Here is a 26,626-nt window from a genome sequence, read left to right on the forward strand (position 1 = left end):
AGTTGCGCCGTTCCACCGAAAAAAACCGGCCTTGCGGCGACGCAGCAAACAGTTCTTTCCCGTATTGTGAAATTTACCGGACCATTTGGCAACCGGTTTTTTTATTAATAAAACAGGGTCGCCCCCCATTTATTCAGCTTCCGATCAGCTTACGGAAGGCGCGGCGAGCTTCCCTCCCAGGCGCAGCACCTCCGCTCGCAAGAACTCCAGGGCCGCTGCCGCTCCCTCGGGCTCCCCCTTTACGCCCAGCTCGATATGGGGCGTGCCGCCCTCTTCGCCGACGCTGGGCAGGCTGAAGGCGCGCACGCCGGGCCAGCGCGTTTCCACGCTGACCATGGCGGGCGTGATGCGCGACTCGGGCATGCTGAATACCAGGAAGGAATGCTCCGCATGCACCTGCACATGCTGCAGCGCACGATAGCGCGTATCCAGCGTCCATTCCAGCATCGGCCACGCCATGACGGGAAAGCCGGGCACGAACGTGTGGTCGCGGATGAAGAAGCCGGGAATCCGGTTGTAAGGGTTCGGCACGATCTCGCACCCTTCCGGGAACACGCCCATCTGCAGGCGCTGCTGGTTCTCGGGGGTGCTCATGTCGGCCGTGCCCTGCCCCTTGGCCGCCATCTCGGCCGCGCGCTGCGCGATGGCCTGCTCGGCCTCGGGATGCAGCGCCAGCGGCAGGTCCAGGGCGGCGGCGGCCGCCTGCCGCGTGTGATCGTCCGGAGTGCCGCCGATGCCCCCGCAGGAAAACACCACGTCGCCCGAGGCGAAACTGCGCTTGTAGGCTGCCACCAGCGTGTCGCGGTCGTCGGGCAGGATTTCGGCCCAGCCCAGTTGCATGCCGCGCGCGCCCAGGAGTTCGACGACCTTGGAAAAATGCTTGTCCTGGCGGCGGCCCGACAGGATTTCATCCCCGACGATGATGAGGCCGATGCGGCGGGCGGATTCTGCAGCCATGTCCGATTCCATTAGGTATGAGAGGGAGGACGCCGGTCAGACGTCGATGACGCGGTCCTCGCGCAGGCGCTTGAGCGCTTCCAGCCCGTAATGCGCGTAGACCAGGGCAGAAAATACAGGCAGGATGACCCACGCGGGCGGCAGCAGGTTCAGCAGCGAACAGATCAGGCCGATGGTCCAGAAACCGCCGTTGTTGCGTTCCAGGATGAGCTTGCGTTCCGCGGGGCTGGCGTGTTCCACGATGGCGTCCACGCGCATCATGCGCGAGAACGCGAACGCCCACCAGAAGATCGACAGCGCCACGGCCATGGGCGGCACCAGCCATAGCGGCAGCGTCAGCACCCACCCCGCGGCGAACGCAAGAGACACCCAGACTGCGTTCCAGACGCTGACCGCGGTAGAGAACTTGCCTTGGCGGGTCACGGTGGCGTATTCGCGCTGGCCCACGTGGCGCAGCACCAGCGGCATGACGAAGACGGCGGCGATCGCCAGGCCCAGGATGCCGGACACCGGCAGCAGGATGGCCGCGGCGATGATGGGGATCATGTAGACCTTGAGCGAAAACAGCCCGACCGCGAGCATCCAGTCCTCGGCCCGATTGACGAAGTCCCAGCGCGCGGCCTCCGCCGCCAGCCATTCGTTCAGCGGCGTCCAGAACAGGTACAGGAGCAGCAGGCAGCCCACCAGCGCAATCAGAAAAGGCAGCAGCACCGCGAACAGCATCGTCGGATGGCATTGCGACACCAGCGCGCGCTTGAACGCCTGCCCCACGTTGGCCGCGCCCGCGCCGGCGCGTGAAATTCGGTCCTGCTCGGGCGTGGCGGAATCGGTGCGCAAAACGGTCATGACGGTGGAAATGAGAGGGTGGACATCCCGGGTATGATAGTCAAACACGCCCTGATCTGCCCACATGTCTCTACTTGTACCCGATACCGACCAAGCCGCGCTGCGCGCTCGCCTGGGCTCCTCGCCCGACACCTGGCTGGTCGCCTGCTTCTGCGCGGCCTGGTGCGATACCTGCGAACAATACAAGCCCAAACTGCAAGCGCTGGCCGAGGCCATGCCGCAGCACGTTTTCGCATGGATCGACATCGAAGACCATGCCGAATTGCTGGGCGAGGAAGACGTCGAGAACTTCCCCACGCTGCTGGTGCAGATAGGCCCGCGCGTGGTGTTCTACGGGCCTATGCTGCCGCACATCGGCCACCTCGAACGCTTGCTGGAAAGCCTGGACGAACATAGCGCCGCCGTCGCCACGGCATTGCCGGACCTGCCCCGGCTGCTGGTAGCCTGACCGCCTTCCCCATGAAAAAACCCGCAGGGCTTTCGGCCCTGCGGGTTTTTTCATGGCCGGGCGCCGGGCCTCAGGGCTTGCGGCTGCCGCCCAGCAGCACGGCGATTTGCCGCTTCGGCGCGGAGGATCCGCCATTGGCCTTGGGCGCGGGGGCTTCGGCCTGCGTGGACGGGGCCGAGGGCTCGTAGGGCTTCAGGAAGAAGTCGTCCACGGGCTGGCGCGGCGTGCTGGAGGGGTAGCCGGACCGGCGGTCGGCCGAACGGCCGCGATCGCCCCGGCCGTCGCGCGACGTCGACGAGCCGCCGCGGCGGTCATCGCTGCGGCGATGGCTGCGCGCGACCAGGTCGGCGGGAACATCCAGGGTGCCGCGCGGCACTTCGCGCTTGATGAGTTTTTCGATATCGAGCAGGAAGCGCTCTTCGTCGGGCGTGAACAGGGCGATGGCTTCGCCGGAAGCGCCCGCGCGGCCCGTGCGGCCAATGCGGTGCACGTAGTCTTCGGCGTTGTACGGCAGGTCGTAATTGATGACGCAGGGCACGCCGGCCACGTCCAGGCCGCGGGCGGCCACGTCGGTAGCCACCAGCACTTCGAGCTCACCCGCCTTGAAGGCTTCCAGCGCCTTCATGCGGTCGGCCTGGGTCTTGTCGCCGTGGATCGATTCGGCCTTGACGCCGTCGCGTTCCAGTTCGCGGGCCAGACGCGCCGTGCCGATCTTCGTGTTGGAGAACACGATGACCTGGTTCAGGCCGCGCGACTTCACTAGGTGCACGACGGCGGCGCGCTTGGCGTCGCTCGGCATCTTGTACGCGATCTGCGTGATCGTCGCGGCGGTGGCGTTGCGCGCGGCGACTTCGATTTCAACGGGATGGTTCAGGTACGAACGGCCGAGCTTGCGGATTTCGTTGCTGAACGTGGCGGAGAACAGCAGGCCCTGGCGCTGCGCGGGCAGCAAGCGGATGATGCGCTCCAGGTCGGGCAAAAAGCCCATGTCCAACATGCGGTCCGCCTCGTCGAGCACCAGGATGCCGACTTGGCTCAGGTTCACCGTCTTTTGTTCGACGTGGTCGAGCAAGCGGCCCGGCGTGGCCACCAGCACTTCGCAACCGCGGCGCAGCGCGTCCTTCTGCGGGCCGATATCCACGCCGCCGAACACCACCGCGGAACGCAGCGGCGTCTGCTTGCTGTAGCGCTTGACGCTTTCGTACACCTGGTCCGCGAGTTCACGCGTGGGCGTGAGGATCAGCGCGCGCACCGGATGGCGCGCGGGCGATGCGCTGGTGTTGGCCAGCGGCATGAGACGGTGCAGGATGGGCAGCGTGAAGGCCGCCGTCTTGCCTGTGCCGGTTTGCGCGGCGCCCATGACGTCTCGGCCTTCCACCACGACGGGGATGGCTTGTGCCTGGATGGGCGTGGGAGTGGTGTAGCCGGTTTCGGCGATGGACTGCAACAGCAGGGGGTGCAGCCCGAAATCGGCGAACGTCGGCGCGGGCGCTTCAGCGGCGGGTGCTACGGGTTGGGTGGATTCAGTCATCAGGGTTAGGCAGATACCGGGACCAATGAAAAAGAACAAAACGAGAGTGCTGCATGCACTGCACTACATATGCATCGGGACAATCTGGACACGCGCAACTGCATCCCGCCTTGCAGGCCAGGCCGCGCGTTCTGGAGTCGATACTTATGAGGGCAGTACCAGGCCCGGATTGCTGTGGATAACTTGATTTTAGCGCAGCCTCATTGCGGCACGGTCAAACCGGCCTCGGAAAGGCGTTACGAAGCCCCTTGAGGGCATGCCGCAAGCGCCCGCCAGGCATACCAAAAGCGTCCACCTAGCGGACACTCTGGAAAAATCCGTCAGCCCGCCAGCCAGCGCAGGCCCCACAAGGCCAGCATGCCCACGACGATCACCAGGACCGCGCTGCGGGTGCGCAGGAAAACCAGCACGGCCAGCACCCCGGCCACCAGCTTGTAGTCGAACACGGGGCCCAGCCCGGCCTTCCAGGGCAGCAGGTCGGGCACGAGGATCGCGGTCAGGGCGGCGGCGGGGGCGTAGCGCAGCGCTCGCCGCACCCCGTCCGGCAAGGGAATGTAGTCGCCGAACAGCATGAAGCCGGCGCGGGTCAGCACACTGCACAGCGCCAGGAGCAGGATGGCGGAATAAACGTAGATTTCGGAGGGCCAGAGAGTCATGCGCGGGCCTTGAAGTAGCGTTCGGCCGCGATACCCGCGACGACGCCGGCCACCACGGCCGCCGCAAGGCCCAGGCGCAGGGGCAGGACCTGCCCCGTCCAGGCCACCACCCCCGCAGCCAGCATGGAAATCAGCATGGGCTTGGAGTTGGCCAGCGGCACCGTGATGGCCAGGAGCGCCAGCACCGCCGCGAAGTCCAGCGACCAGTCCGTGGGCACCATCGCGCCCAGGTAGATGCCGATGATGGAGGACGTCTGCCAGACGAACCAGCCCGGCGCGATCGTCCCGAGGAAGAACCAGAGCTGTTCGCGCGTGCCGCGCTCGGCCGCGTCGCCGTAGCGCGGCATGAACAGCACGAACCCCATGTCGGTCGTGAAATAGCCCAGCCCGAGCCGCTTGGGCCAGGACATGTGGCGGAAATAAGGCTGCAGCGCCGCGCCGAAGATCAGGAACCGCAGGTTCACGACGCAGCCCGCGGCGAAGATCAGCCAGAGCGGCGCCCCGGTGGCGATGAGCGGCAAGGACGTCAGTTGGGCCGAACCCGCATACAGGAGCAGGGTCATCGCCAGCGCCATGGATTCGGTCAGGCCCGACTTGACCATGGCCACCCCGGTGACGAGTCCCCAGGTCGCCGTCGCGATCAGAGCGGGCACGATAGCGTGGACGCCGGCGCGGAAAGCGGTGGCGCGCTCCCGTCGGACCACGGCCGGATCTTCGGATTCAGGAAGCGCGGATTCAGAGGACAACGGCTGGCCTCTGGCGATTCGGACAGGACGACATGGAAACTCTAAGGAAAAGGAACGCACGACAACCCGTTCGCCCGCCGGAAGCACAACGCGCGGCCTTGGCGGCCGCGCCGGGGCGCGAATAGGCGCGTATTGTAACCTCGCTGCTTGATACAATATGCGCCTCTGGATTCTTGACCCTTGCGGGCCGGGCGTACGGCGATCGCCGCGCCGCGGGCAGCGCAAGCTCCATATGGGAGAACACCATGTCGATGGCTGACCGCGACGGTTTCATCTGGTACGACGGCAAGCTCGTTCCGTGGCGAGACGCGACCACGCACGTCCTGACACACTCCCTGCATTACGGCCTGTCGGTATTCGAGGGCGTGCGCGCCTACCGCTCCGAGATCGGCACCGCCATCTTCCGCCTCGAAGACCACACCAACCGCCTGTTCAACTCGGCGCACATCTACCAGATTCCCATGCCGTTCGATCGCGAGGCGATCAACGAGGCCCAGAAGGCCGTCGTGCGCGAGAACCAGCTGGAATCCGGCTATCTGCGCCCGCTGGTGTTCTACGGCCCCGAGAAGATGGGCGTGTCCCCAAAGGGCGCCCGGGTGCACGTCGCGGTTGCCGCCTGGCCCTGGGGCGCCTATTTGGGCGAAGAGGCCTTGTCCCAGGGCATCCGGGTCAAGGTATCGTCCTTCGCGCGCCAGCACGTGAACGTCACCATGCCGCGCGCCAAGGTGGCCACCACCTACGCCAACTCCATCCTGGCCAATACGGAAGCCCTGCAGGACGGCTACGACGAGGCCCTGCTGCTGGATACCGAGGGTTTCGTGGCGGAAGGCTCGGGCGAGAACCTCTTCATCGTCAAGGACGGCGTGCTCTGCGAACCGGAGATCGCCTCCGCCCTGACCGGCATCACCCGCAGTACCATTCACGCGCTGGCCGCCGACCTCGGCCTGCGAGTGCTGACCAAGCGCCTGACCCGCGACGACGTCTATATCGCCGACGAGGCTTTCTTCACCGGCACCGCGGCCGAAGTGACGCCCATCCGCGAAGTGGACAACCGCCAGATCGGCTCCGGCCGGCGCGGCCCGATCACCGAGCAGTTGCAGAAAGCGTTTTTTGACGTGGTGAATGGCCGCAACCCGAAGTACCATCACTGGCTGAGCAAAGTCTGATCCGAGCGGCCCGGTCCGCGACCAGGCCGCGCCATTGCCCCAACCTGCCGATTACCGGTTTTTTTTTCAGGAATATCCATGACCGCTGCTGCTCCGGCCGCCGTCCCTCACTCCCACGAAGTCATCGAAGTCGGCGCGGAAGACCTCCCCGTCTTCTGTCCCGGCCCCAAGGCTCCGCTCTGGAGCATGCACCCCCGCGTCTTCCTGGACGTGGCGCGCACCGGCTCCGCCAGCTGCGCCTACTGCGGCGCCGAATACCGCCTGAAGGCCGGCACGGTGCTGCACGGCCACGGGCACTGAGCCCCGCTCCATAACGCACACCCTGTTTCCGCACCTATGTTCGCCACGCCCGAAGAAGCAGAACACGCGTTCTACGAAGCCCTTGAGCAGGCGGACAGCATTCGCCTGATGCAAGTCTGGGCCGACGACGAGGAAGTCGTCTGCATCCATCCGGGAGGCCTGCGCATCGTCGGCCACTCGGCGGTGCAGGAATCCTGGCAGCAGGTGCTGGCCAACGGCCCCCTGCACATCCGCCCGTTGCGCCCGCTGGTCATGCTGAGCATGATGTGCGCGGTGCACGTGCTGGTCGAACAGGTGGCGGTGCGCACGCGGGAAGGCACGCAATTCGCCAATTGCTACGCCACGAACATCTACCACAAGGGCCCCACCGGCTGGCGCATGGTCATGCACCATGCCTCGCCGGCGCCCACGGAAGCCGGGGTGCTCGACTTGCACGACGTGCCCGACATGTTGCACTGAACCGGGTGGATTTCTCGTTGGCTGCTGCTCGTCTTGATACAACGCCCTGCCCCGTTCCCTCCTGGTTGCCCGGAGGCGACAGCCAGACGGTTTACGCCGCCTTGTTCGCGCAGTATCACCGCATCGCGTTCGTGCGCGAGCGGGTGGACACGCCCGACACCGATTTCGTCGACTTCGACTGGACCGGTCCCGGGCTGTTTCCGCACAAGGCGGCCGACGGCGCGCCCGTCAGCGGGCAGCGCCCCGTCGCCAATGGCAAGACCGCCGCGGCGCGGTGGATGACGGAAGCGGACTGGAAATCCCTTCCGCACAATCCCGACACACCCGCGCTGATCCTGTTCCACGGCCTGGAAGGCGGCAGCAACAGCCGTTATGCGCAGTCCATCGCGCACCATTTCCGGGCGCGCGGCTGGATCGTGGTGATCGCGCATTTCCGCGGCTGCTCGGGCGTGCCCAACCGCCTGGCCCGCGCCTACTACTCCGGCGACTCGGCCGAAGTAGGCTTCATGCTGGAAACCGTGCGCCAGCGCATCCCGCACGCGCGCTGGCATGCGGTAGGCGTGTCGCTGGGCGGGAACGCGCTGCTGAAATACCTGGGAGAGCACCAGGAAGATACCCGCTGGCTGAGCGCCTGCGCCGGCGTCTCCGCGCCGCTGGACCTGGTGACTTGCGGCAAGACCCTGTCCACCGGCCTCTTCAACCGCCGGGTCTATACCGCTCACTTCCTGAAGACGCTCAAGCACAAGGTGCTGGAAAAGGCGCACCGGTTCCCCGGCGCGGTCGACGTCATGCGCATCGCGCACGCGCACGACCTGCGCGAATTCGACGATACCTATACAGCGCCCATGCATGGCTTCCGGAATGCGCTGGATTACTGGACGCGCGCTTCCAGCAAGCCCTGGCTCTCCAAGATATCCGTGCCCACGCTGGTGCTCAACGCCCGCAACGACCCCTTTATTCCGGCCGCGTCGCTGCCCGGGGTGGACGAATGCTCTCCGTCCATCCTGCTGCACCAGCCGACGGACGGCGGGCATGCAGGCTTTCCGACGGGAAGCTTCCCGGCCCATTTGAACTGGCTGCCGCAGAGATTGGGGCGGTTCTTCGAGACGGGGTTATAGGGTTTTGCTTTTGGGGGTGGTGTCAGACACCGGCTTGCGGGACATCTCTTTCCTCAGCCCGACTTGAACCGCTCCAGCAACTGCCTTTCTTCGGCCAGCTTGTCCTTCACTTCCTTGATCTGCACGTCGATCTGCGACTGCTCGTAGAAGTCGGTGGACATGCCGCGCGCCTGCTGCAGCTGCGATTCGGCGGCGGCGAACGCTCCGGTCATCACGTAGTAGCGCGCCAGGTCCCTGCGCGCGGCCACGGGCTTGCCGTTGCGTTCCTCGCTTTGCGCCAGCATCTGGTACAGGCTGGGCTCGTCGTTGCCCCATTGCTTGATCTTGGCCCGCAGGTATTCCTGCGCGTCCGTATGGCGGCCGACGCTCTGCAACGCCTGGGCGTAGGCGATGCCCAGGGCCCGCTGGTCGGGCCAGCGCTTGACCGCGGCCTGCGCCAGTTCCAGCGCCTTCGGATACTCCTTGCGCGCCAGCGCCACGTCCACGCCGAGTTTCGCCAACTGGGATGAATTGCGGCCATCCGCGGCGGCCAGGGCCAGGTTGCGCTCGGCCTCGGCCAGGTTGTTGCGTTGGAACGCCTGCAACGCCAGGCCGTAGTACGCGGCGGACCGGCGCACACCGGATAGCGCCTGCACCTCGTCCTGCAATTGCTGCCCGGCCGAGCGCAGGCTGACGGCGTCGCGCCCCTGCACCACGCGCATCTTGGCGCGCAGGTACCAGAAATCGTCGCTGTCCACGTGGCGGGACACCGGCAGGCCGCGCACGCGGTTCTGCACGTCGGACATGCGCTCGATGGATAGCGGGTGAGTGCTGGCCCAGGAGCCGCCGCCCGCGCCCTCGTTCAGGCGTGACGCGTTCATCAGGCGCGCGAACATCTGCGACATGCCCTGGGCGTCGTAGCCCGCCTTGGTCAGCATCTGGAAACCGGCGCGATCGGCCTCGCGTTCGGCGTCGCGCGAGAAGCCCAGCTGGCGGTTGATGGCGGCGGCCTGGCCGAAAGCCGCCACGCCCACCGCCAGATTGCCGCCCCCGCCGGCCAGGGCCGCCAGCAGCGCGCCGGCCAGGCTGGCCAGCATCAGCATGCCGTTCTGGTTCTGCTGCGTCATGCCGCGCGCGATGTGGCGCTGCACGACGTGGCCGATTTCGTGCGCCAGCACCGCCGCCAGCTCGGATTCGCTGGCGGATGACACGATCAGACCGGTATTGACGCCGATGTAGCCGCCGGGCATCGCGAAAGCGTTGATCTCGGGATCGCGCACGCCGAACATCTCGACGTCGGGCACACCCCCAGGCGCGTAGGACGCCAGCTTGCGGCCCATCGTGGTGAGGTACTGGCTGAGCTCGGGATCGTCGATATAGGTGGGATCCCGCCGTCCCTGCGCCATGATGGCCTGCCCCAGGCTGCGTTCCAGCATGGGGGACAGTTCGGTTGCGGAGGCGGCGCCCATGGAGGGCAGGCCGACCGGCTGCGCCCAGGCGGCGACGGGAAGGCCGGGCACGGCCAGCGCGACGGACAGACCGACGATTGCGCCCCGTTTCGCAATCGAGCAAATGGATGGCATTTTCCTGCGGTTCATAAGCCTATGATAGCGATGAGCTTAAAATGTTTCATCGATACCCCCAACGAGGTCTCAATGCGTCCCGTCCGTAAAGCCGTTTTCCCTGTCGCCGGCATGGGCACGCGCTTCCTTCCCGCCACCAAGGCGATGCCCAAGGAAATGCTGCCAGTGGTCGACAAGCCGCTGATCCAATATGCCGTGGAAGAAGCCGTCGCCGCCGGCATCACCGACCTTATTTTCGTGACAGGGCGCAACAAACGCGCCATCGAAGACCACTTCGACTCCGCTCCCGAGCTGGAATCCGACCTTGAAAGCAAAGGCAAGCACGAGCTCCTGGCCATGGTGCGGGGCATTCTACCCGCGCACGTCAACTGCCTGTATATCCGCCAGTCCGCCCCCCTGGGGCTGGGCCATGCCGTGCTGTCGGCCGCCCCGGCGGTGGGCGACGAACCTTTCGCCGTGCTGCTCGCCGACGACCTCATCGATTCCGACACGCCCGCATTGAAGCAGCTGGTGGATGTGGCCGTCGAGCAGAACGCCAGCGTGCTGGGCGTGCAGGACGTGCCCCGGGCCGATACCCGCAAATACGGGATCGTGGCCACCCGCGAGGGCGATGCCCGCTCTGACCGACGCACGGAGCGCGTCACCCATATCGTTGAAAAACCCGATCCCGAAGCCGCGCCCTCGACGCTGGCGGTGGTGGGCCGGTACGTGTTGGAGGCCGCCATCTTCGACCACCTGCGCTCAGCCAAGATGAGCGCCGGCAACGAGATCCAACTGACGGACGGCATCGCCTCGATGATGCGGGAGCGCGCCGTGTTCGCGCATCGCTACGAAGGCGTGCGCTACGACTGCGGCAGCAAGGCCGGCATGTTCCAGGCCACCGTGGCGCTGGGCAAGAAATACCACGGCCTGGAGCCGGAATGAACGCAGGCGCCGAGCGCGCCTAGGCCGACACCGCGCGGGCCTTGGCGCGTGCCTGCGCGTCGCGGTCCGCCTTGCGCAGGCGCCCCTTGGCCGACAGCCGCATCAAGGTTCCCAGCGCCACCATCAGGCCGATCACCTCGACCAGCGCCGCCGGGATCCACATGGTCAGCCCGCCAATGGTCTGGTCGGTCTGGGCCGACATCGCGATGGCGCGGCCGCACAGTTCGAACAAGGGATAGATATCGCTTTCGGTGAAGGCGATGACCGCCCCCGCCACCATTTGCGGCAGCATCGTCAGCACAGGCGAAATAACCCGGCCGCCCGGTGTCATGGCCGCGGGCGGCGCGGGCCGGCGGTCCAGGATCAGGTTCCAGTACATGAAGCCGCTGATCACCACCGACCAGTTCATCAGCCGGTAGAGGCGCCAGTCGAGCATGGAATAGAACTGCACCGACGGAATCAGCCAGACCAGCACCAGGAAGACGAACAACGACGGCACGAAGATCTTGTTGGTCAGTACCGCCACCGTGGCCCGGCCCGTGCCGGTGCGCAGGAAATCGCGCAGCCTGATGCGCCACGCCATGGGCAGGCCGGCCCGCATGGCCTGCCCCGGGAATGCCGCCATCACCAGCAGCGGTCCCAGATGATGCAGGACCAGGTGCTGGATGCGGTGGATGAAGAACATGCGTTCGGCGTAGTAATCCAGCCGGGTATGCATGGACAGGTACAACAGCACCATGCCCGCCCAGAACAGGGCCTTGCGGACGCCGGTGACGCGATGCACCCGCTGGCCGCGCACGAACAGCACGATGGCCACCAGAAAGGAGGCCACCAGCGTGGGAGAAAACTCCCAGGGTACGAGCCATTCGAGACTATCCATGCAAACCGTCCGGAAAACTTCGGGGGAGACGAGGACCGGAGCCAGGCTCCACGTCCCGTCGATTGTAGTAGACCCCGGCGTTCAGAACCGGTGCGAGATGCCCGTGCCGAATCGGGCGGTGTGGGAATGGCCTGGATCGAACTGGTTGTCCAGCGTGTAGTTCGAGGCGTAGCCGGCGAAGGCATAGAGCGTCGTGCGCGGGGACAGGCCGTAGGTGTAGCCCAGGGTCACCACTTGCGCATTGCGCGCCGCCGCGCCGTTGTCCCATTGCCAATCCGGATGCGCCAGCGACCATTGCAACAGCACGGCGCCAGGCCCCATGGGCACGCTGGCGCCGACCAGCCAGGCGTCGACCGTGCCGCCGCGCACGAATGCAGCGGGTCCGAGGTTCAGGCCCAGATCGTCCGGATCGCCGCCGTCCAGGCCGGCATAGCCGTTGCGCTGTCGCGACCAGGCGAGCGACAGCTTCAGCACCTCGAAATCGTACGAGACCCCGAGCTGGACGGCCTGCGGCCGTCCGCCGCTGCCCGCGGGCGCGTCCGCCAGCCGCAGCTGGTCCCAGGTGGCGACCGCCAGCAAGGGCCCGTCCTCGTACTTCAGGCCCGCGCTGAACGCGCGGTTGTTGGCGGCGGTGCGGAAGCGGTCCTGGCCGTCGGCGTCGAAGGAATAGCCGACGCCCGCCTGGAACCCCCGCCAGACCGGCGAGTAGTAATTCACGAGGTTGTCGAACTGGTAGTTGTCGGACGCCTTGAACGTGGCGCCCATGCCCATCTCCTTCCAGGAAGCGATCTCCAGCGCATTGCCGTAGACCTGGCCCACCGTGTGCTGCCGCCCCAGCCGCAGTTCTCCGTAGCCTTCATGCCCCAGGCCGACCCAGGCGGCGTAGTTGAACAGGCTGTTGTCGTCAGCCTCCTTGCCCGAAGACGGGTCGAAGCCGCTTTCCAGCTGGAAGCGGGTGCGCCAGCCGCCTCCCATGTCCTCCGCGCCCGCCAGGCCCCACAGGGAATCCGTGAGCCCGCCATTGAGCAGGCCGGCATGACTGCCCTGCCCCGAGGTATTCGTGACGGCCAGGCCGGCGTCCACCACACCGTACAACTGCAGGCCCGGCCCGCCGTCGGCGGCACGCGCCCCCAGAGGAAAAACCAAGCCTGCCGCCGCCAGCGCGCTCCAAAAATAGCTTTTCATGCATATCTCCCGATCCGGCGGCGGGCCTGCCGCCCGCCGCCGACGCCATGGCCCATTTATTGCCAGCCGTAGCGGCGTACCCAGATACCCTTCAGCAACTGCGTCAGCACGCAATAGCCGAACAGAATGCCCACCAGCCACGGGAAGTAGCTCCACGGCAGCGCCTGCAGCTGGAAATACTCGGCCAGCGGCGAGAACGGCAGCAACAGGCCCAGGGTCACGACCATCAGCGTCATCCCCATCAGCGGCCACGCGGCGCGGCTTTGCAGGAAGGGAATCTTGCGCGTGCGGATCATGTGCACGATGAGCGTCTGCGACAGCAGGCCCTCGACGAACCAGCCCGACTGGAACAGCGTCTGGTGTTCCGGGGCATTGGCCTGGAATACGTACCACATGAGCGCATAGGTGGCGATGTCGAAAATGGAACTGATGGGCCCGAAGAACACCATGAAGCGTCCCAGGCCGGCCGGATCCCACTGCTGGGGCTGCTTCAGCAATTCTTCGTCCACATTGTCGAACGGAATCGCCGTCTGGGAGATGTCGTACATCAAATTCTGCAGCAGCAGATGGATGGGCAGCATGGGCAGGAAGGGCAGGAATGCGCTGGCCACCAGCACCGAGAAGACGTTGCCGAAGTTGGAGCTGGCCGTCATCTTCAGGTACTTGAGCATGTTGCAGAAGGTCTTGCGGCCTTCGATTACGCCGTCCTCCAGCACCATCAGGCTCTTTTCGAGCAGGATGATGTCGGCGGCCTCCTTCGAGATGTCGACCGCCGAGTCCACGGAAATCCCCACGTCCGCCGCCCGCAGCGCCGGCGCGTCGTTGATGCCGTCGCCCATGAATCCCACGGTGCAGCCCTGCGCCCTCAGGCTGCGCACGATTCTTTCCTTGTGGGCGGGAGTCAGGCGCGCGAACACATTGGCCTCCCGCACGGCGGCGGCCAGCTGCCGGTCGTCCATTTCCTCGATCTCGGCGCCCAGGCAGATCTTGCGGACCTCGAAATCCACCTCGCGGCAGACTTTCTGCGTGACCAGCTCCACGTCGCCCGTCAGCACCTTCACTTCGATGCCCGAGTTCCTGAGCGCCGCGAGGGCCGGGCCGGTGGACTCCTTGGGAGGATCCAGGAACGCGATGTATCCCATCAGCACCAGGTCGGATTCGTCCGCCACGCCATAGGCGTCCTGCGTGGGCGGCATTTCCTTCACGCCCACGGCAATGACGCGCAGGCCGTCGCGGTTCAGTTCGGCCGTCACGCGGCGGATATCCGCCCTGCGCGCCTCGGTCAGCAGATGTACCTCGTTGCCCGCCCGCAGGCGGGTGCACACGGACAGCATTTCCTCCAGCGCGCCCTTGCAGATCAGCTCGTGGTGGTCGCGGCCGTTCTCGGTTTCGTTCACGACGACCGACATGCGGCGCCGCGAGAAGTCGAAGGGAATCTCGTCGACCTTGCGGTACTTCGCGGCCAGGTTCAGCTTGCGCTCCACTTCGGCGTGCTGCAGCACGGCCACGTCCAGCAGATTCTTCAAGCCCGTCTGATAGTGGCTGTTGAGATAGGCATAGGCCAGCACGTCGTCGCAGCTTGCGCCGTAGACGTCGGTGTGCCGCTCCAGCACGATGCGGTCCTGGGTCAGGGTGCCGGTCTTGTCGGTGCACAGCACGTTCATCGCCCCCAGATTCTGGATGGCGTCGAGGCGCTTGACCACCACTTTGCGCCGGGACATGCGCAAGGCGCCCTTGGCCAGCGTGGCGGTGACGATCATCGGCAGCATTTCGGGCGTCAATCCCACGGCGATGGCCAGGGCGAACAGCAGCGCCTCCAGCCAGTCCCCCTTGGTGAAGCCGTTGATCAGCATGACGATGGGCGCCATGACCAGCATGAAGCGGATCAGCACCCAGCTGACGCGGTTGATGCCCTGCTGGAACTGGGTGGGCGCGCGGCTGGCCTGGGTGACGCGGCCGGCCAACTGGCCGAAATAGGTCCGCGATCCCGTCGCCACCACCAGGGCGGTGCCGGCGCCGCTGACCACGTTGGTGCCCATGAACGCCATGTTCTCGAGCTCAAGGGCGCTGGCGGTGGAGGCATGCTGCCGGGCGTGCTTTTCGACGGGCAGCGATTCGCCGGTCAGGGCGGCCTGCGCCACGAACAGGTCCTTGGCCGCCAGGATGCGGCAGTCGGCGGGAATCATGTCGCCCGCGGACAGCAGGACCACGTCGCCGGGCACCAGTCCGGCCAGGGGAACCTCGACCTGCCTCGACCCGCTGGCATGCAAGGTGTCGCCGTAGTAGCGGTGGGCGCCGTTCCCCTCCGGCCCGGCGGTGTCGCTGCGCAGGACGGTCGCCGTATTCTGCACCATGGCCTTCAGCGCTTCGGCCGAGCGGTTGGAACGGCGCTCCTGGACGAACCGCAGCACGGTGGAGATCAGAACCATCGATCCGATAATGATCGCCGCCGTCCAGGACTGCTCTTCCGGCTCGGCCATGCGGACATCGGTGATCCACGACAGCGCCGCAAGCACGGTCAGCAGGAGATTGAACGGATTGCGGTAGGACAGCCAAAGATGGGCATGCCAGGACAAGGGCTTTTCGTGGTCGACCTCGTTGGCTCCATAGCGCTCGCGCGCGGCCTGGGCCTGGGTTTCCGACAGCCCTCCCCGGCCGCTGCCGAACAAGGAGAACAAGGCGCCGTCGTCCATGCGCGACAGGTCCAGCATCTGCCGGTTCGCGTGGCGGCTGGCTTCCGAGGAGGCGGTTACGGCGGTCCCGCCCTGCAACGGCATGGGCGAGCGGCGGAAATGGCGCCCGGTGCGCCGCAAGCCGGCGGCAGACGAAAAGAATGACTTCAGGAAGCTAAACATCGGAGTGCTCCGGTTTTTCGTGTTGTTGTTGGAGACACGGACGACCCCGCCCGCGGCGCCCGCGCGCGGCCGGCAGCGGCCGGCGGCTTGCGCGAGGAAAGCCGTCGGTCCGCCGCAAGCGGACGTGCGCAGGCGCCGGGGCAATGTTGCCGGTGTCCGGATCGCGTCGTGGAGCGCCGGAGTGCGGAAAACGGAAGGGGAGCTGGCGAAGGAATCCGGGCCGATGAAATGGCGCACGCGATGTGGGCCAGGCCGGGGATCCTGGGCTGCGGACTCCGTACGGACCGGAATGGCTATCCGATCGTCGGCTCGCAGCGAGAAGACGGGTCAGACAGGCATGCAGGTGCCGCGCACTGGGCGCAATCGAGGTTCAGGGTCTAAGGCACTAGGCATGATCTCTCCTGTGAAACGGCTGGCGGCGTCAGGCGGCCAGCGCGGCTTGCGCGCCGAAATGCACGCGGCGCACGGCGGGGTTGGCGCTCAGGCGGCGCGCCTGCGACATCAGTTCGGCCCGCAGTTCGGGGGGGCAGTTGACGGTGATGCAGGCGGACGCCATGTCCGGGTCATGGCCCTGGTCGATCTGGACCTGCGAAACGGCCAGGCCGGCGGCGCTGAAATCGAGGTAGATCTGCTTGCGCAAGGCGCCCAGCTCGCCGCGCGGACAAATGACTGTCAAGCGCGAAGTGCCGCGGCGGCGGCTCATGGCGGTGGCACGGTCCACGCCGGCGCGGCGCAGGAACAAGTCGAAGAAACGCATAACGACCTCCATTGCAAGAATGGGGAGCGTGATCGCGAGTACGCGCGCACGCCTGCGCGGCGCATGGCGGTCAGGCACGGAACAAGCGTGCGCGAACGCGGTCGCTGCGGCTGGCGGCGGTTCTGGCGTTTATGTTGGGGAGGTTCCCGGCAAGCCGCTGGCTTGCGCTGTTCCCCCGGCCGGAGCCTGGGGCTTGGGATACGACCGCAACCTGTTCAACAGGCTGCGGCAGACGGAGTTCTGCGTGGACCTGTCAAACAGCGGCGTCGATGCAAGATCGACAACTTTCGCCGGAATCGGTATTCACGAAGACTGCTCCTGGGATGGATAACAGCAAGATTTTACTCGGGTTTTTACTGATGGACAAGGCTTTGCCACCAGAAAAGTCCTAAAAAGCGCTGGCGCGGGACGAACCCGCGCCGCAAGCCCGCTCAGACGTAGAAATGCCAGCCCAGATAGGCCGCGAACAAGGCATACAGCCCGCCCACCGCGGACAGGGCAGGCACGCTCATGGCCGAGCGGTGGAAGCGCAGCCACAGCAGGCTGATCGACAGCATGGTGAAAAGGCCGGCCATCAGCAGGGGCGCATCCAGCATCCACGGCGTCATGAAGATGCCCAGCGCGCTGGGGATGGTGGCCTGGATCATCATGGCGCCGGAGATATTGGCCAGCGCCAGCCGCTCCTTGCCCTGCCGAACCCAGATCAGGGCGTTCATGATTTCGGGCAGCTCGGTCGCGACGGGCGCGAGCAGCAAGGCGGCGACGTGGGGCGAGGCGCCCATGGCCACGCCCAAGAGCTCTATCTGGTTCACGAACACGTGCGAGGCCCCGGCGATCACCGCCAACGCCAGCGCCGTCTGCGTAATCGCCCAGGACAGGGTCGGATTCTCATCGCGGGGGCGCAGCTTGAGCGGCTCCAGGTCCTCGCAATCCATGCACTCTTCGTCATTGCTGAGCTCGCGCTTGACGTACAGGCCATAGGTCGCCAGGAACAGGATGCCCAGCCAGGGCTTCCAAGCGAACGCCAGCAGCCCCAGCCCCACCTTGAAGACGAAAATGCCCAGGAACCAGGCCTGGTCGCGGGCCAGCCGGCGCTGGTCCGCGTTGATACAGGCAACCTGGTTGGGCCGGCCACGGCGCGCGCGCCACAGAGCCAGGCCAACGACCGCATAGGCAAGCGTCGCCAGCACCAGCGGCCCGCCCATGGCGGCGCCGACACCGATGTCTTTCTGCTCGGGGGTATCGCCGAAGACCACGGCCATGAAGGTCACCGCGCTTTCCGGCAAGGCGGTGCCGAAGGCGGCAAGCACGGTGCCGGTGGCGGTGGCGCCCAGCTGAAATCGATGGCCGACCCATTCGACGCCGTTCACGAAGTACTCGCAGGCGAAATAGATCACTGCCGCAGACAGGAAAAACAGGAACAGGGTGAGCAACATATAGACGCAGCCGGACGAGCAGAAACCATTGGCGCGACATTGCGGCTCGCCCGGCCAGGGTGAACGCAATGCGGCCAAAGGTCTCGCCTGGCTGATCCATGCGGCGGGCGCGCCGCCGAGCATGGAAACCGCTAGCGCCATGGAGTTCTAGCGGCTGCTCCGCAGCGCTGAACCACCAAGTCTGTTGACGCTAGCTCCTTTGTGGGGACAAAGGATGGCTACTCCCCAATGACAGAGCCGCGATTGTAGCAGCCTGGGGACGCCCGTCCAGCAATTCCCGCGAAGGCGGCGCGGGGTGTCGTGTTTCGGGGATGGCGGGTAAAGTAAACGGCATCCTCACCTTTGCCGGGGTTCGCGCCCTGTCCGCCATGAGCCTGCCTCCCGACGATATCTCCCCCTTCGCCGCCCGGCGCCAGCGCCTGATGGACCAGATGCGCGCGGAAGGAGGCGGCATCGCCATCCTGGCGACCGCGCCGGAAGCCATCCGCAACCGCGACGCCGAGTACCCGTACCGGCACGACAGCGATTTCTTCTACCTGACCGGCTTTACCGAGCCGGACGCATGGCTGGTGCTGATCGCCGGCGCGTCGGACCGGTCCCTGCTCTTTTGCCGGCCGCGCAATGTGGAACACGAAATCTGGGAGGGCAAGCGCTTCGGCCCCGAGGCCGCCGCCGCGCATTTCGGCTTCGACGACGCCCACCCGGTCGACGCGCTGGACGAACTGATGCCCACGCTGCTGCAGGACCACGCCACCCTGTACGCCCCGCTGGCCAGCGGCAAGCGCACGGACGGGAGGCTGCACCGCTGGCTGGCGGCGGCGCGCGAAGCCAGCCGCGGCGGGCACGCCCCGCCCGCCCGCCAGCAGGACCTCCGCCCCTTGCTGGCGGACATGCGGCTGATCAAGGACGCCTCCGAAATCGCGGCGTTGCGGCGCGCCGCCAAGATCTCCGCCGGCGCCCACGTCCGCGCCATGCGCGTCTGCCGCGCCGGCATGCGCGAATACGAACTCGAAGCGGAACTGCTCTATGAATTCCGGCGCCACGGCGCGCAGTCGGTGGCCTACAACAGCATCGTGGCCGCCGGCGCGAATGCCTGCGTGCTGCACTACCCGGCCGGCGAGGCCGTCCTGCGCGACGGGGACCTGGTCCTGATCGACGCCGGCTGCGAAGTGGACAGCTACGCCAGCGACATCACCCGCACCTTTCCGGTCAACGGCCGCTACAGCGGCCCGCAGCGCGCGCTGTACGACCTGACGGTGGCGGCTCAGGACGCGGCAGCCCAGGCCACCGCGCCCGGCCGCAGCTTCAACGAAGGCCACCAGGCCGCGTTGCGCGTGCTGGCGCAGGGCATGCTGGACCTGAAACTGCTGAAGGGGTCGCTGGACGGCGTGCTGGAATCCGGCGATTACAGCCGGTTCTACATGCACCGCACCGGCCACTGGCTGGGCCTGGACGTCCACGACGTGGGCGACTACCGCCAGCCGGGCCCCGCCCAGGGCGCCGAACGCCCATGGCGCAGGCTGGAAACCGGGATGATGCTGACCATCGAGCCCGGCATCTACGTGCGGCCCGCCAACGACGTGCCGGAAGCCTACTGGAACATCGGCATCCGCACGGAGGACGATGCGCTGGTCACCGACGAAGGCTGCGAGCTCATCACGCGCGGCGTGCCGGTGCAGGCGGGCGAGATCGAGGCGCTGATGCGCGAATAGGGGCCGCCGGCCGCAGGCCGGCGCTAGAACACGTAACCGTCCAGCCAGCCCATGGCCACCCAGGTGTAGACCACCACCATGGCGATGGCGAACATCGAGACGATGGAGCCGACCAGGCAGGCCATGATGGCGACCAGCACCGGCCCCCAGGCCGTCTCGGTGGGCCGCCCCAGGCCGGCGTTGTAGAGCCGGTCGAACTTTTCGTCCGGCATCAGCGAGAACACCGCGCTTTCGATGAACCCATCGATCATGGGAATGAACAACAGAAAGAAAGCGGGATTGTCGTACCAGACCGGATAGAAGCTGTAGGCGCAGAAGCCGCAGGCCAGGGCCAGCGCGGTGACCAGCCAGGCATGGCGCCGGCCCAGGTACCACCAGTGGGCGCCCAGCACGCCGAACAGGCAGGCCAGCAGCCCCACGGCGACCTTGCCGCGCGGGCGGCGGGCGGGTGCGGCGGACAACGGGGAAGTAGCCTGAACCTGGGCCTGCGTCATGTCGATCAACCGGAAAGGGAACCATGGCGCCAAGACGCGCCGGCTGCCAGCGATTGTAGTGGACGGTTAAAATCCGCGGATGACTTCATCCGCCTTCGACGTTGCGATCCTCGGCGCCGGCCCCGTGGGCCGCGTGCTGGCCCTGATGTTGGCGCGCGTGGCGCCGGATCCGGCCCGCATCGCCCTGCTCGCGGGCAGCGCGCCCGTCCCGGCCGCGCCCTCGGCCGCCATGCCCGCCACGGATCCCAGGGTGCTGGCCATGAACCACGGCAGCCGCGTGTTGCTGGAATCGCTGCATGCCTGGCCCGACCGCTCGGCCGACATCCGCAACATTCACGTGTCGCAACGCGGCCGGCTGGGCCGCACCCTGATCCAGAACACCGATTTCGGCGTGCCCCAGCTGGGCAGCGTAGTCGCATATTCCGGCCTGCACGCCAAGCTGGACGAATGCGTGGCCGCCTGCGGCGTCACCGTCCTGCCGGGGCCGCCCGCCCAGATCGGCCGCCAGGACGCGGACGGCGTGCGCATCCAGCAGGGCGAGACCGAGCTGCTGTGCCGGGTCGCCGTGCAGTCCGACGGCGCGGGCGCGACCGACGTGCGCCGCGATTACGACCAGCACGCGGTGCTGACCACCGCGCATGCGTCCCTGCCGCGCCGCGGCTGGGCGTGGGAACGCTTCACGGCGGAAGGCCCGCTGGCCCTGCTGCCGCATCCGCAGACGCCGGACGCCTATTCGGTAGTGTGGTGCAGCGCGCCGGAGCGCGCCGCGGAACTGGCCGCGCTGGATAACGCCGCCTTCTCGCAGGCCCTGTCCGCCGCCTTCGGCGACCGCCTGGGCCGCCTGTCCAGCCAGGCTCCCCGCCACGTCTTCCCGCTGGCGCTCAGCGCGCGCCGCGCGCAGGTGCATGGGCGCCTGGCGGCGATCGGCAACGCCGCCCAGACCCTCCACCCCGTTGCCGGCCAGGGGCTGAACCTGGGCCTGCGCGATGCGGCTCGGCTGGCCCAGACGCTCGGCGGCTGGCTTGCCCATCCCGACGCCAATCCGGCCCCGGCGCTGGCCGAGTTCGCCAGCGCCCGCCACGTCGACCGCGTGATCACGGCCGGGCTGACCGACCTGATGCCCCGGGTCTTCTCCACCGGGATGGCGCCCGTGGAACATGCCTGCGGCCTGGCCCTGCTGGCGCTGGACCTGGCGTCGCCGCTGCGCGCTCCGCTCGCGCAGCATCTGCTCCAAGGTTTCCGGGCCTGACCCCCCTCGATCCGGCCCCGAAAAGGGGCGGGATCGGTCCGTTTTCGCCTCCCTCCGTTACCAAGCGTTCGCCGCGAGAAAATGGGGGTTCGATCGAGCCGGTTAAAATGTGAGCATGCGCATAGGCCAGTGGTCCCTTCCGAACAACGTTCTTGTCGCGCCCATGGCGGGCGTGACGGACCGTCCTTTCCGCCAGCTTTGCAAGAAGCTGGGGGCGGGCTATGCGGTGTCGGAAATGGCCGCCAGCAACCCGAAGCTGTGGGATAGCGTCAAGACCTCCCGCCGCCTGAACCATGACGGCGAAATCGCCCCGATCTCGGTGCAGATCGCCGGCGCCGACCCGGCGATGATGGCGGAGGCCGCGGTCTTCAACGCCAACAAAGGGGCCCGCATCATCGATATCAATATGGGCTGCCCGGTCAAGAAGGTCTGCAACGTCGCCTCCGGGTCGGCGTTGCTGCGCCACGAAGACCTGATCGCCCGTATTCTCGATGCCGTGGTGTCCGCCTGCGCGCCCCTGGGCGTGCCGGTCACCCTCAAGACCCGGACCGGCTGGGACCGCGAAAGCCGCAATGCCGTGCGCGTGGCGAAAATGGCGGAAAACGCCGGCATTTCCGCCCTGACGCTGCACGGGCGCACCCGCGCCGACCTCTATACGGGGGAAGCGGAATATGACACCATCCGCGCCGTCAAGGCCGAGCTTGGCATTCCCGTGATCGCAAACGGGGATATCGATTCTCCTGAAAAGGCGAGGCGCGTCCTGGATTACACTGGCGCGGATGCGGTCATGATCGGCCGGGCGGCCCAAGGCCGTCCCTGGATTTTCCGCGAAATCGACCACTACCTGCGCACGGGCGAAACACTGGCCCCTCCCTCTTACGGGGAAATGCGCGAGCTGCTGCTCGAACATCTCGACGACCATTACCGGTTCTACGGCGAGCACACCGGCGTACGCACGGCGCGCAAGCACATAGGCTGGTATCTGGACGGCCTGCCGGGCGCGGATTCGTTCTGCGCCCGCATGAATCTGATCGACAATACCCGAGACCAGTGGCGGGCCGTGTCGGACTGGTTCGACATCATCTCGCGCGACGGCGAGCCTCATCCGGCGCCGGTCGCAGAAGCCCTGCTGGCGGCATGACCGCCTCAACACCAACATAAAAATATCTGTACTCAAATGAGCAAGAAAGATGTCCTGGAAGAATGCGTGCGCGCCAGCCTGGAGCGCTATTTCGAAGACTTGGGCGAATCCGAGCCCCACGACATGTGGGACATGGTGATGCGTTGCGTGGAACGCCCGGTGCTCGAAGTGGCGCTGGAGCGGTCCGGCGGCAACCAGTCGCGCGCATCCGAAATGCTGGGCATCACCCGAAACACTCTGCGCAAGAAGCTGCTGGCGCACAATATCCAGGTATAGCTTTCCCGCGCGGACGGCTGCCTCGACGCGCCGCCCGCCCCTCCAGATTTCCCATCCTGACCAGAACGAGAAAGGCGTACCCGCCCCACTCCCGTCCCTCACCATGAAAATCGAAACCGCCCTGCTTTCGGTGTCCGACAAGACCGGCATCGTTGAATTTGCCCGCGCCCTGGCCGCGCGCGGCGTGCGCCTGCTTTCCACTGGCGGCACCGCCCGCCTGCTGGCCGACTCCGGCCTGACCGTCACCGAAGTGGCCGCCCACACCGGCTCGCCCGAAATCCTCGACGGCCGCGTCAAGACGCTGCATCCGAAGATCCACGGCGGCCTGCTGGCCCGCCGCGACAGCGCCGAGCACATGGCCACCATCAAGGAAGCCGGCATCGACCGCATCGACATGCTGGTGGTCAACCTGTACCCCTTCCGCGAAACCGTAGCCAAGCCGGACTGCACCTTCGCGGACGCGGTCGAGAACATCGACATCGGCGGCCCGGCCATGCTGCGCGCGGCGGCCAAGAACCACGGCACCGAAGCCGGCGGCGTGACGGTGGTGATCGACCCCGTCGACTACTCGCGCGTGCTGTCGGAAATGGACAAGGGCGGCACGACCTCCTACGGCCTGCGCCTTGCCCTAGCCGCCAAGGTCTACGCCCACACGGCCGCCTACGACGGCGCGATCGCCGCGTACCTGACCAGCCTGGCCGAAGCCGAGCCCAAGCAGGACGCCGTGCCGGCCCGCAACGAATGGCCCGGCACGCTGACCCTGCAGGTCAAGCAGGAACAGGCGCTGCGCTACGGCGAAAACCCCCACCAGACGGCCGCCTTCTACGTCGACGCACAGCGTCCGGCCGGCCTGCTGGGCAATTACCGCCAGCTGCAGGGCAAGGAACTGTCGTACAACAACATCGCGGACGCCGACGCGGCCTGGGAATGCGCGCGCAGCTTCGAAGCGCCCGCCTGCGTCATCGTCAAGCACGCCAACCCCTGCGGCGTGGCGGTCGCGGCCGACACGCTGGGCGCCTACCAGCAGGCCTTCAAGACCGACCCGACCTCGGCCTTCGGCGGCATCATCGCCTTCAACCGCCCGGTGGACGCCGCGACGGCCGAAGCCGTCAGCTCGCAGTTCCTGGAAGTGCTGCTGGCGCCCGCCTATGACGGCGCGGCGCTGGCCATCCTGGCCGCCAAGAAGAACGTGCGCGTGCTCGAAGTGCCGATGGGCACGGGCCAGAACGCCTTCGACATCAAGCGCGTGGGCGGCGGCTGGCTGGTGCAGAGCCCGGACGCCTACAACGTGCCGCGCGACGCGCTCAAGGTGGTCACGAAGCGCCAGCCCACCGAACAGGAAATGAACGACCTGGCCTTCGCCTGGAAGGTCGCCAAGTACGTCAAGTCCAACGCCATCGTGTTCGTGGGCGGCGGCATGACTCTGGGGGTGGGCGCCGGCCAGATGAGCCGCATCGACTCGGCCCGCATCGCCTCGATCAAGGCGGAGAACGCCGGCCTGACCCTGAAGGGCTCGGCTGTGGCCTCGGACGCCTTCTTCCCGTTCCGCGATGGCCTGGACGTGGTGGTGGCCGCTGGCGCCACCTGCGTGATCCAGCCTGGCGGCAGCGTGCGCGATGACGAAGTCATCGCCGCCGCCGACGAGCATGGCATCGCCATGGTGCTGACCGGCACCCGCCACTTCCGCCACTGATGCGCGTCCTCGGCATCGATCCCGGCTTGCGCCGCACCGGCTTCGGTGTGATCGATGCCGACGGCCCGCGGCTGCGCTACGTCGCCAGCGGGACCATCGTGGTCCCGCCGGCGCTGACACTCTCCGAACGCCTCAAGGTCATCCTGGACAACCTGCGCCAGGTGGCGCGCGACACGCAGCCCGACGTGGCCGCGCTTGAAATCATCTTCCTGAACACCAACCCGGCCTCCACGCTGCTGCTGGGCCAGGCGCGCGGCGCCGCCCTGTGCGCGCTGGCCGACAGTTCCCTGGCCGTGCACGAATACACCGCGCTGCAGATCAAGAAAGCCGTGGTGGGCACCGGCCGCGCCGCCAAGGAGCAGGTGCAGATGATGGTCCAGCACCTGCTGGCGCTGGACGGCTCGCCCTCGTCCGACTCGGCCGACGCACTGGCCTGCGCGATCTGCCACGCCCATGCCGGGCCCATGCAGGAAAAACTCGAGCGCCTGGGCACCAGCCTGCGCATGAGCGGCAAGACCCGCATCCGCAACGGCCGCCTGGTCGGCTGAACGCCCATCCCCGGCCCATCCCTTCCGCGCGCCCGCGCGGATAGGCGTATAGAATCCCCGGATTCGCCGCGCATCCAGCGGCCTCACCATCGCCAGGCCTTCAATCACCATGATCGGACGCATTACCGGAACCCTGATCGAAAAACTCCCGCCCACGATCTGCGTGGACGTGGGCGGTCTGGGCTATGACATCGACGTGCCCATGAGCACGCTGTACTCGCTGCCGGATACCGGCGCGCGCGTCACGCTGTACACGCACCTGACGGTGCGCGAAGACGCCCACATCCTCTATGGCTTCGCCACGGCCGGCGAGCGCAGCGCCTTCCGCGAACTCATCAAGGTCAGCGGGATCGGCGCTCGCACCGCGCTGTCGGTGCTGTCCGGGCTGTCGGTGGCGGACCTGGCCCAGGCCATCACCTTGCAGGAATCGGGCCGCCTGACCCGCGTGCCCGGCATCGGCAAGAAGACTGCGGAACGCCTGCTGCTCGAAATGCGCGGCAAGCTGGGCGCGGACATCGGCGCCACCGCGCACGCCGCGCCGGACAACCAGTCCGACATCCTGAACGCCCTGCTGGCGCTCGGCTACTCCGAAAAGGAATCGCTGTCGGCCCTGAAGACGCTGCCGGAAGGCGTGGGCGTGTCGGACGGCATCAAGCAGGCGCTGAAGGCGCTGGTGCGCTGATTACAGGTAGCGCGGCGCGACGGCCTCCAGGCCGGTCGGCACCACATGGAGCTCTGGGGCCATCGGCCCCACGCAGACATTGTCTTGCCGCAGGGAATCCAGGTTGTCGCGCGACATCAGCGGCCTGCCCGGCAGGCACTCGAACAACGCGGCCTGCATGCGGCCCACGCCCATGGGCATGCTGACCACCGGCCGGGGATGGCCGCTCCAGGCAGCGCACAGGCGCGCGATCTCGCCCAGCGTATAGACCTGGGGGCCGCCCAGTTCGTAGGTCTTGCCGGCAGTGTGCGCATTGCCCAGCGCCGCCACGAGGGCCGCGACCACGTCGCCCACATACACAGGCTGCATGCGCACGTGGGCGCCCGCCAGCGGCAGCACGGGCAGCCAGCGCGCAAGCCGGGCGAACATATTGGTGAACTGGTCGTCGGCCCCGAAGACGACGGACGGGCGGAATATCGTCCATCCGCCCTGCGGACAATCCGCAAATTCCTTCTTGACGGCGGCTTCGCCGTCGCCCTTGGAGCGCTGGTACATGCTGCCGCCGTTCGAGTCCGCGCCCAGCGCACTGACGTGCAGCATGCGGGGCACGCCCTGACGGCGGCAGGCCTGCGCGATGCGCTGGGGCAGAAGCACGTGCGCCCGAGCGAAATCCGAACCATAGGGGCGGCCCTCGTTGCCGTGCAGGATGCCCACCAGGTTCACGACCGCATCGCAACCCCGCGCCAGGCGATCCAGCGTGGCATCGTCATGGACGTCGCATTCGAGCAGGGTGATGGAGGGAAGAATCTGCAGATCGCGCCCGCGGCTGTAACGGCGGGTGGGCACGATGATCCGATGCTGATCGGCGGAAAGCCGCGCTACCAGGTGACGACCGATGAAACCGGTGCCGCCGATGACAAGGATACGCATGTCGCAGCCCCTGTTCGTCAGGATTCAGCCCCGATTCTGCCCTGCAAGGGCTACAACCGCAAGCGCATATCGGCGGCCCCGCCCGAGGGCCGCCGC

The 26,626-nt window shown here is 67.0% G+C and carries 26 protein-coding genes and 1 riboswitch; of the genes, 13 read left to right on the plus strand and 13 right to left on the minus strand.

All coding sequences use genetic code 11. The features are described from left to right. Positions 1-144 precede the first annotated feature (144 nt). Together JL37_RS10400 and JL37_RS10405 are read right to left on the minus strand one after the other, a co-directional pair. Entirely contained in the window at positions 145-957 is an 813-nt protein-coding gene (locus JL37_RS10400) for a molybdopterin-binding protein (RefSeq protein WP_043543775.1), read from the minus strand. Between the two features lie 36 nt (positions 958-993). Then, on the minus strand, positions 994-1,803 hold the full coding sequence (locus JL37_RS10405) for an EI24 domain-containing protein (RefSeq protein ID WP_043543776.1): 810 nt from the start codon (positions 1,801-1,803) through the stop codon (positions 994-996). 64 nt (positions 1,804-1,867) lie between these two features. On the opposite strand from JL37_RS10405, the gene JL37_RS10410 reads away from it, so the two are divergent. Then, the gene (locus JL37_RS10410) at positions 1,868-2,251 is read left to right on the plus strand and encodes a thioredoxin family protein (RefSeq protein ID WP_043543778.1); all 384 of its coding nucleotides are present in this window, start codon (positions 1,868-1,870) and stop codon (positions 2,249-2,251) included. Positions 2,252-2,321: 70 nt separating this feature from the next. On the opposite strand, the gene JL37_RS10415 is transcribed toward JL37_RS10410, so the two are convergent. The 3 genes from JL37_RS10415 to JL37_RS10425 all read right to left on the minus strand — a co-directional run bounded on the left by JL37_RS10415 (position 2,322) and on the right by JL37_RS10425 (position 5,184). Beyond that, positions 2,322-3,782, minus strand: coding sequence for a DEAD/DEAH box helicase (locus tag JL37_RS10415; RefSeq protein WP_156124263.1), 1,461 nt, complete (start codon positions 3,780-3,782; stop codon positions 2,322-2,324). A 320-nt stretch (positions 3,783-4,102) separates the two neighbouring features. Beyond that, positions 4,103-4,438: an AzlD domain-containing protein gene (locus JL37_RS10420; protein ID WP_043543779.1), complete on the minus strand. Its 336-nt coding sequence runs from the start codon at positions 4,436-4,438 to the stop codon at positions 4,103-4,105. Beyond that, positions 4,435-5,184 carry an AzlC family ABC transporter permease gene (locus tag JL37_RS10425; protein WP_043543780.1) on the minus strand — a complete coding sequence of 250 codons (750 nt, stop codon included), beginning with the start codon at positions 5,182-5,184 and terminating at the stop codon, positions 4,435-4,437. Before JL37_RS10425 ends, JL37_RS10420 begins: the two co-directional genes overlap by 4 nt. 245 nt (positions 5,185-5,429) lie before the next feature. Here JL37_RS10425 and JL37_RS10430 point away from each other — a divergent pair, with 245 nt between their 5' ends. The 4 genes from JL37_RS10430 (at position 5,430) to JL37_RS10445 (ending at position 8,227) form a co-directional block, all read left to right on the plus strand. Then, a complete protein-coding gene (locus JL37_RS10430) occupies positions 5,430-6,350 on the plus strand; it encodes a branched-chain amino acid transaminase (RefSeq protein WP_043543781.1) in 921 nt (306 codons plus the stop codon). Positions 6,351-6,428: 78 nt separating this feature from the next. Continuing rightward, positions 6,429-6,650: a zinc-finger domain-containing protein gene (locus JL37_RS10435; protein WP_043543783.1), complete on the plus strand. Its 222-nt coding sequence runs from the start codon at positions 6,429-6,431 to the stop codon at positions 6,648-6,650. 36 nt (positions 6,651-6,686) lie between these two features. Next, positions 6,687-7,109 (plus strand): nuclear transport factor 2 family protein, encoded by a 423-nt coding sequence (locus tag JL37_RS10440; RefSeq protein ID WP_043543784.1) that lies wholly within the window; start codon positions 6,687-6,689, stop codon positions 7,107-7,109. A gap of 17 nt (positions 7,110-7,126) precedes the next feature. Further along, positions 7,127-8,227 carry a YheT family hydrolase gene (locus JL37_RS10445; RefSeq protein WP_043543785.1) on the plus strand — a complete coding sequence of 367 codons (1,101 nt, stop codon included), beginning with the start codon at positions 7,127-7,129 and terminating at the stop codon, positions 8,225-8,227. Between the two features lie 53 nt (positions 8,228-8,280). On the opposite strand, the gene JL37_RS10450 is transcribed toward JL37_RS10445, so the two are convergent. Next, entirely contained in the window at positions 8,281-9,804 is a 1,524-nt protein-coding gene (locus tag JL37_RS10450; RefSeq protein WP_052097051.1) for a M48 family metalloprotease, read from the minus strand. A gap of 57 nt (positions 9,805-9,861) precedes the next feature. Here JL37_RS10450 and galU point away from each other — a divergent pair, with 57 nt between their 5' ends. Beyond that, on the plus strand, positions 9,862-10,713 hold the full coding sequence (gene galU / locus JL37_RS10455) for a UTP--glucose-1-phosphate uridylyltransferase GalU (RefSeq protein WP_043543886.1): 852 nt from the start codon (positions 9,862-9,864) through the stop codon (positions 10,711-10,713). A 19-nt stretch (positions 10,714-10,732) separates the two neighbouring features. Here galU and JL37_RS10460 read toward each other — a convergent pair whose 3' ends face one another. From JL37_RS10460 to JL37_RS10480, 5 genes are all read right to left on the minus strand, one after another. After that, positions 10,733-11,593, minus strand: a complete 861-nt coding sequence (locus tag JL37_RS10460) for a cytochrome c oxidase assembly protein (RefSeq protein WP_043543786.1) — start codon at positions 11,591-11,593, stop codon at positions 10,733-10,735. 81 nt (positions 11,594-11,674) lie between these two features. Further along, complete coding sequence (locus JL37_RS10465; protein WP_043543787.1) at positions 11,675-12,778, minus strand: porin; 1,104 nt, start codon at positions 12,776-12,778, stop codon at positions 11,675-11,677. A gap of 56 nt (positions 12,779-12,834) precedes the next feature. Next, entirely contained in the window at positions 12,835-15,633 is a 2,799-nt protein-coding gene (mgtA, locus tag JL37_RS10470; RefSeq protein ID WP_043543788.1) for a magnesium-translocating P-type ATPase, read from the minus strand. A gap of 421 nt (positions 15,634-16,054) precedes the next feature. Continuing rightward, positions 16,055-16,390, minus strand: a complete 336-nt coding sequence (locus JL37_RS10475; RefSeq protein WP_043543789.1) for a hypothetical protein — start codon at positions 16,388-16,390, stop codon at positions 16,055-16,057. A 431-nt stretch (positions 16,391-16,821) separates the two neighbouring features. Further along, entirely contained in the window at positions 16,822-17,826 is a 1,005-nt protein-coding gene (locus JL37_RS10480) for a sodium:calcium antiporter (RefSeq protein ID WP_043543791.1), read from the minus strand. Positions 17,827-17,905: 79 nt separating this feature from the next. Next, positions 17,906-18,072, minus strand: a riboswitch (yybP-ykoY riboswitch). A 122-nt stretch (positions 18,073-18,194) separates the two neighbouring features. Here JL37_RS10480 and JL37_RS10485 point away from each other — a divergent pair. Next, positions 18,195-19,538, plus strand: coding sequence for an aminopeptidase P N-terminal domain-containing protein (locus JL37_RS10485; protein WP_043543792.1), 1,344 nt, complete (start codon positions 18,195-18,197; stop codon positions 19,536-19,538). Positions 19,539-19,561: 23 nt separating this feature from the next. Here the strand turns inward: JL37_RS10485 and JL37_RS10490 are convergent, their stop codons facing one another. Then, positions 19,562-20,032 carry a hypothetical protein gene (locus JL37_RS10490; protein WP_081955024.1) on the minus strand — a complete coding sequence of 157 codons (471 nt, stop codon included), beginning with the start codon at positions 20,030-20,032 and terminating at the stop codon, positions 19,562-19,564. Between the two features lie 79 nt (positions 20,033-20,111). Between JL37_RS10490 and JL37_RS10495 the strand changes: the two genes are divergently transcribed. The 6 genes from JL37_RS10495 (at position 20,112) to ruvA (ending at position 25,621) form a co-directional block, all read left to right on the plus strand. After that, positions 20,112-21,281 (plus strand): UbiH/UbiF/VisC/COQ6 family ubiquinone biosynthesis hydroxylase, encoded by a 1,170-nt coding sequence (locus tag JL37_RS10495; RefSeq protein WP_043543793.1) that lies wholly within the window; start codon positions 20,112-20,114, stop codon positions 21,279-21,281. A gap of 115 nt (positions 21,282-21,396) precedes the next feature. Further along, positions 21,397-22,422, plus strand: coding sequence for a tRNA dihydrouridine synthase DusB (gene dusB, locus JL37_RS10500; RefSeq protein ID WP_043543795.1), 1,026 nt, complete (start codon positions 21,397-21,399; stop codon positions 22,420-22,422). A 36-nt stretch (positions 22,423-22,458) separates the two neighbouring features. Beyond that, entirely contained in the window at positions 22,459-22,698 is a 240-nt protein-coding gene (locus tag JL37_RS10505; protein WP_006217670.1) for a helix-turn-helix domain-containing protein, read from the plus strand. Positions 22,699-22,801: 103 nt separating this feature from the next. Beyond that, positions 22,802-24,391, plus strand: coding sequence for a bifunctional phosphoribosylaminoimidazolecarboxamide formyltransferase/IMP cyclohydrolase (gene purH / locus JL37_RS10510; protein ID WP_043543797.1), 1,590 nt, complete (start codon positions 22,802-22,804; stop codon positions 24,389-24,391). Then, on the plus strand, positions 24,391-24,939 hold the full coding sequence (gene ruvC / locus JL37_RS10515) for a crossover junction endodeoxyribonuclease RuvC (protein WP_043543798.1): 549 nt from the start codon (positions 24,391-24,393) through the stop codon (positions 24,937-24,939). The genes purH and ruvC overlap by 1 nt, the downstream gene beginning before the upstream one ends. A 109-nt stretch (positions 24,940-25,048) precedes the next feature. Then, entirely contained in the window at positions 25,049-25,621 is a 573-nt protein-coding gene (gene ruvA, locus JL37_RS10520) for a Holliday junction branch migration protein RuvA (protein ID WP_043543799.1), read from the plus strand. On the opposite strand, the gene JL37_RS10525 is transcribed toward ruvA, so the two are convergent. Beyond that, positions 25,622-26,530: a complex I NDUFA9 subunit family protein gene (locus JL37_RS10525; RefSeq protein WP_043543800.1), complete on the minus strand. Its 909-nt coding sequence runs from the start codon at positions 26,528-26,530 to the stop codon at positions 25,622-25,624. Positions 26,531-26,626: the final 96 nt, after the last annotated feature.

The sequence above is a fragment of the Achromobacter sp. RTa genome (assembly GCF_000757485.1).
In the GTDB taxonomy this organism is placed as follows: domain Bacteria; phylum Pseudomonadota; class Gammaproteobacteria; order Burkholderiales; family Burkholderiaceae_B; genus Achromobacter.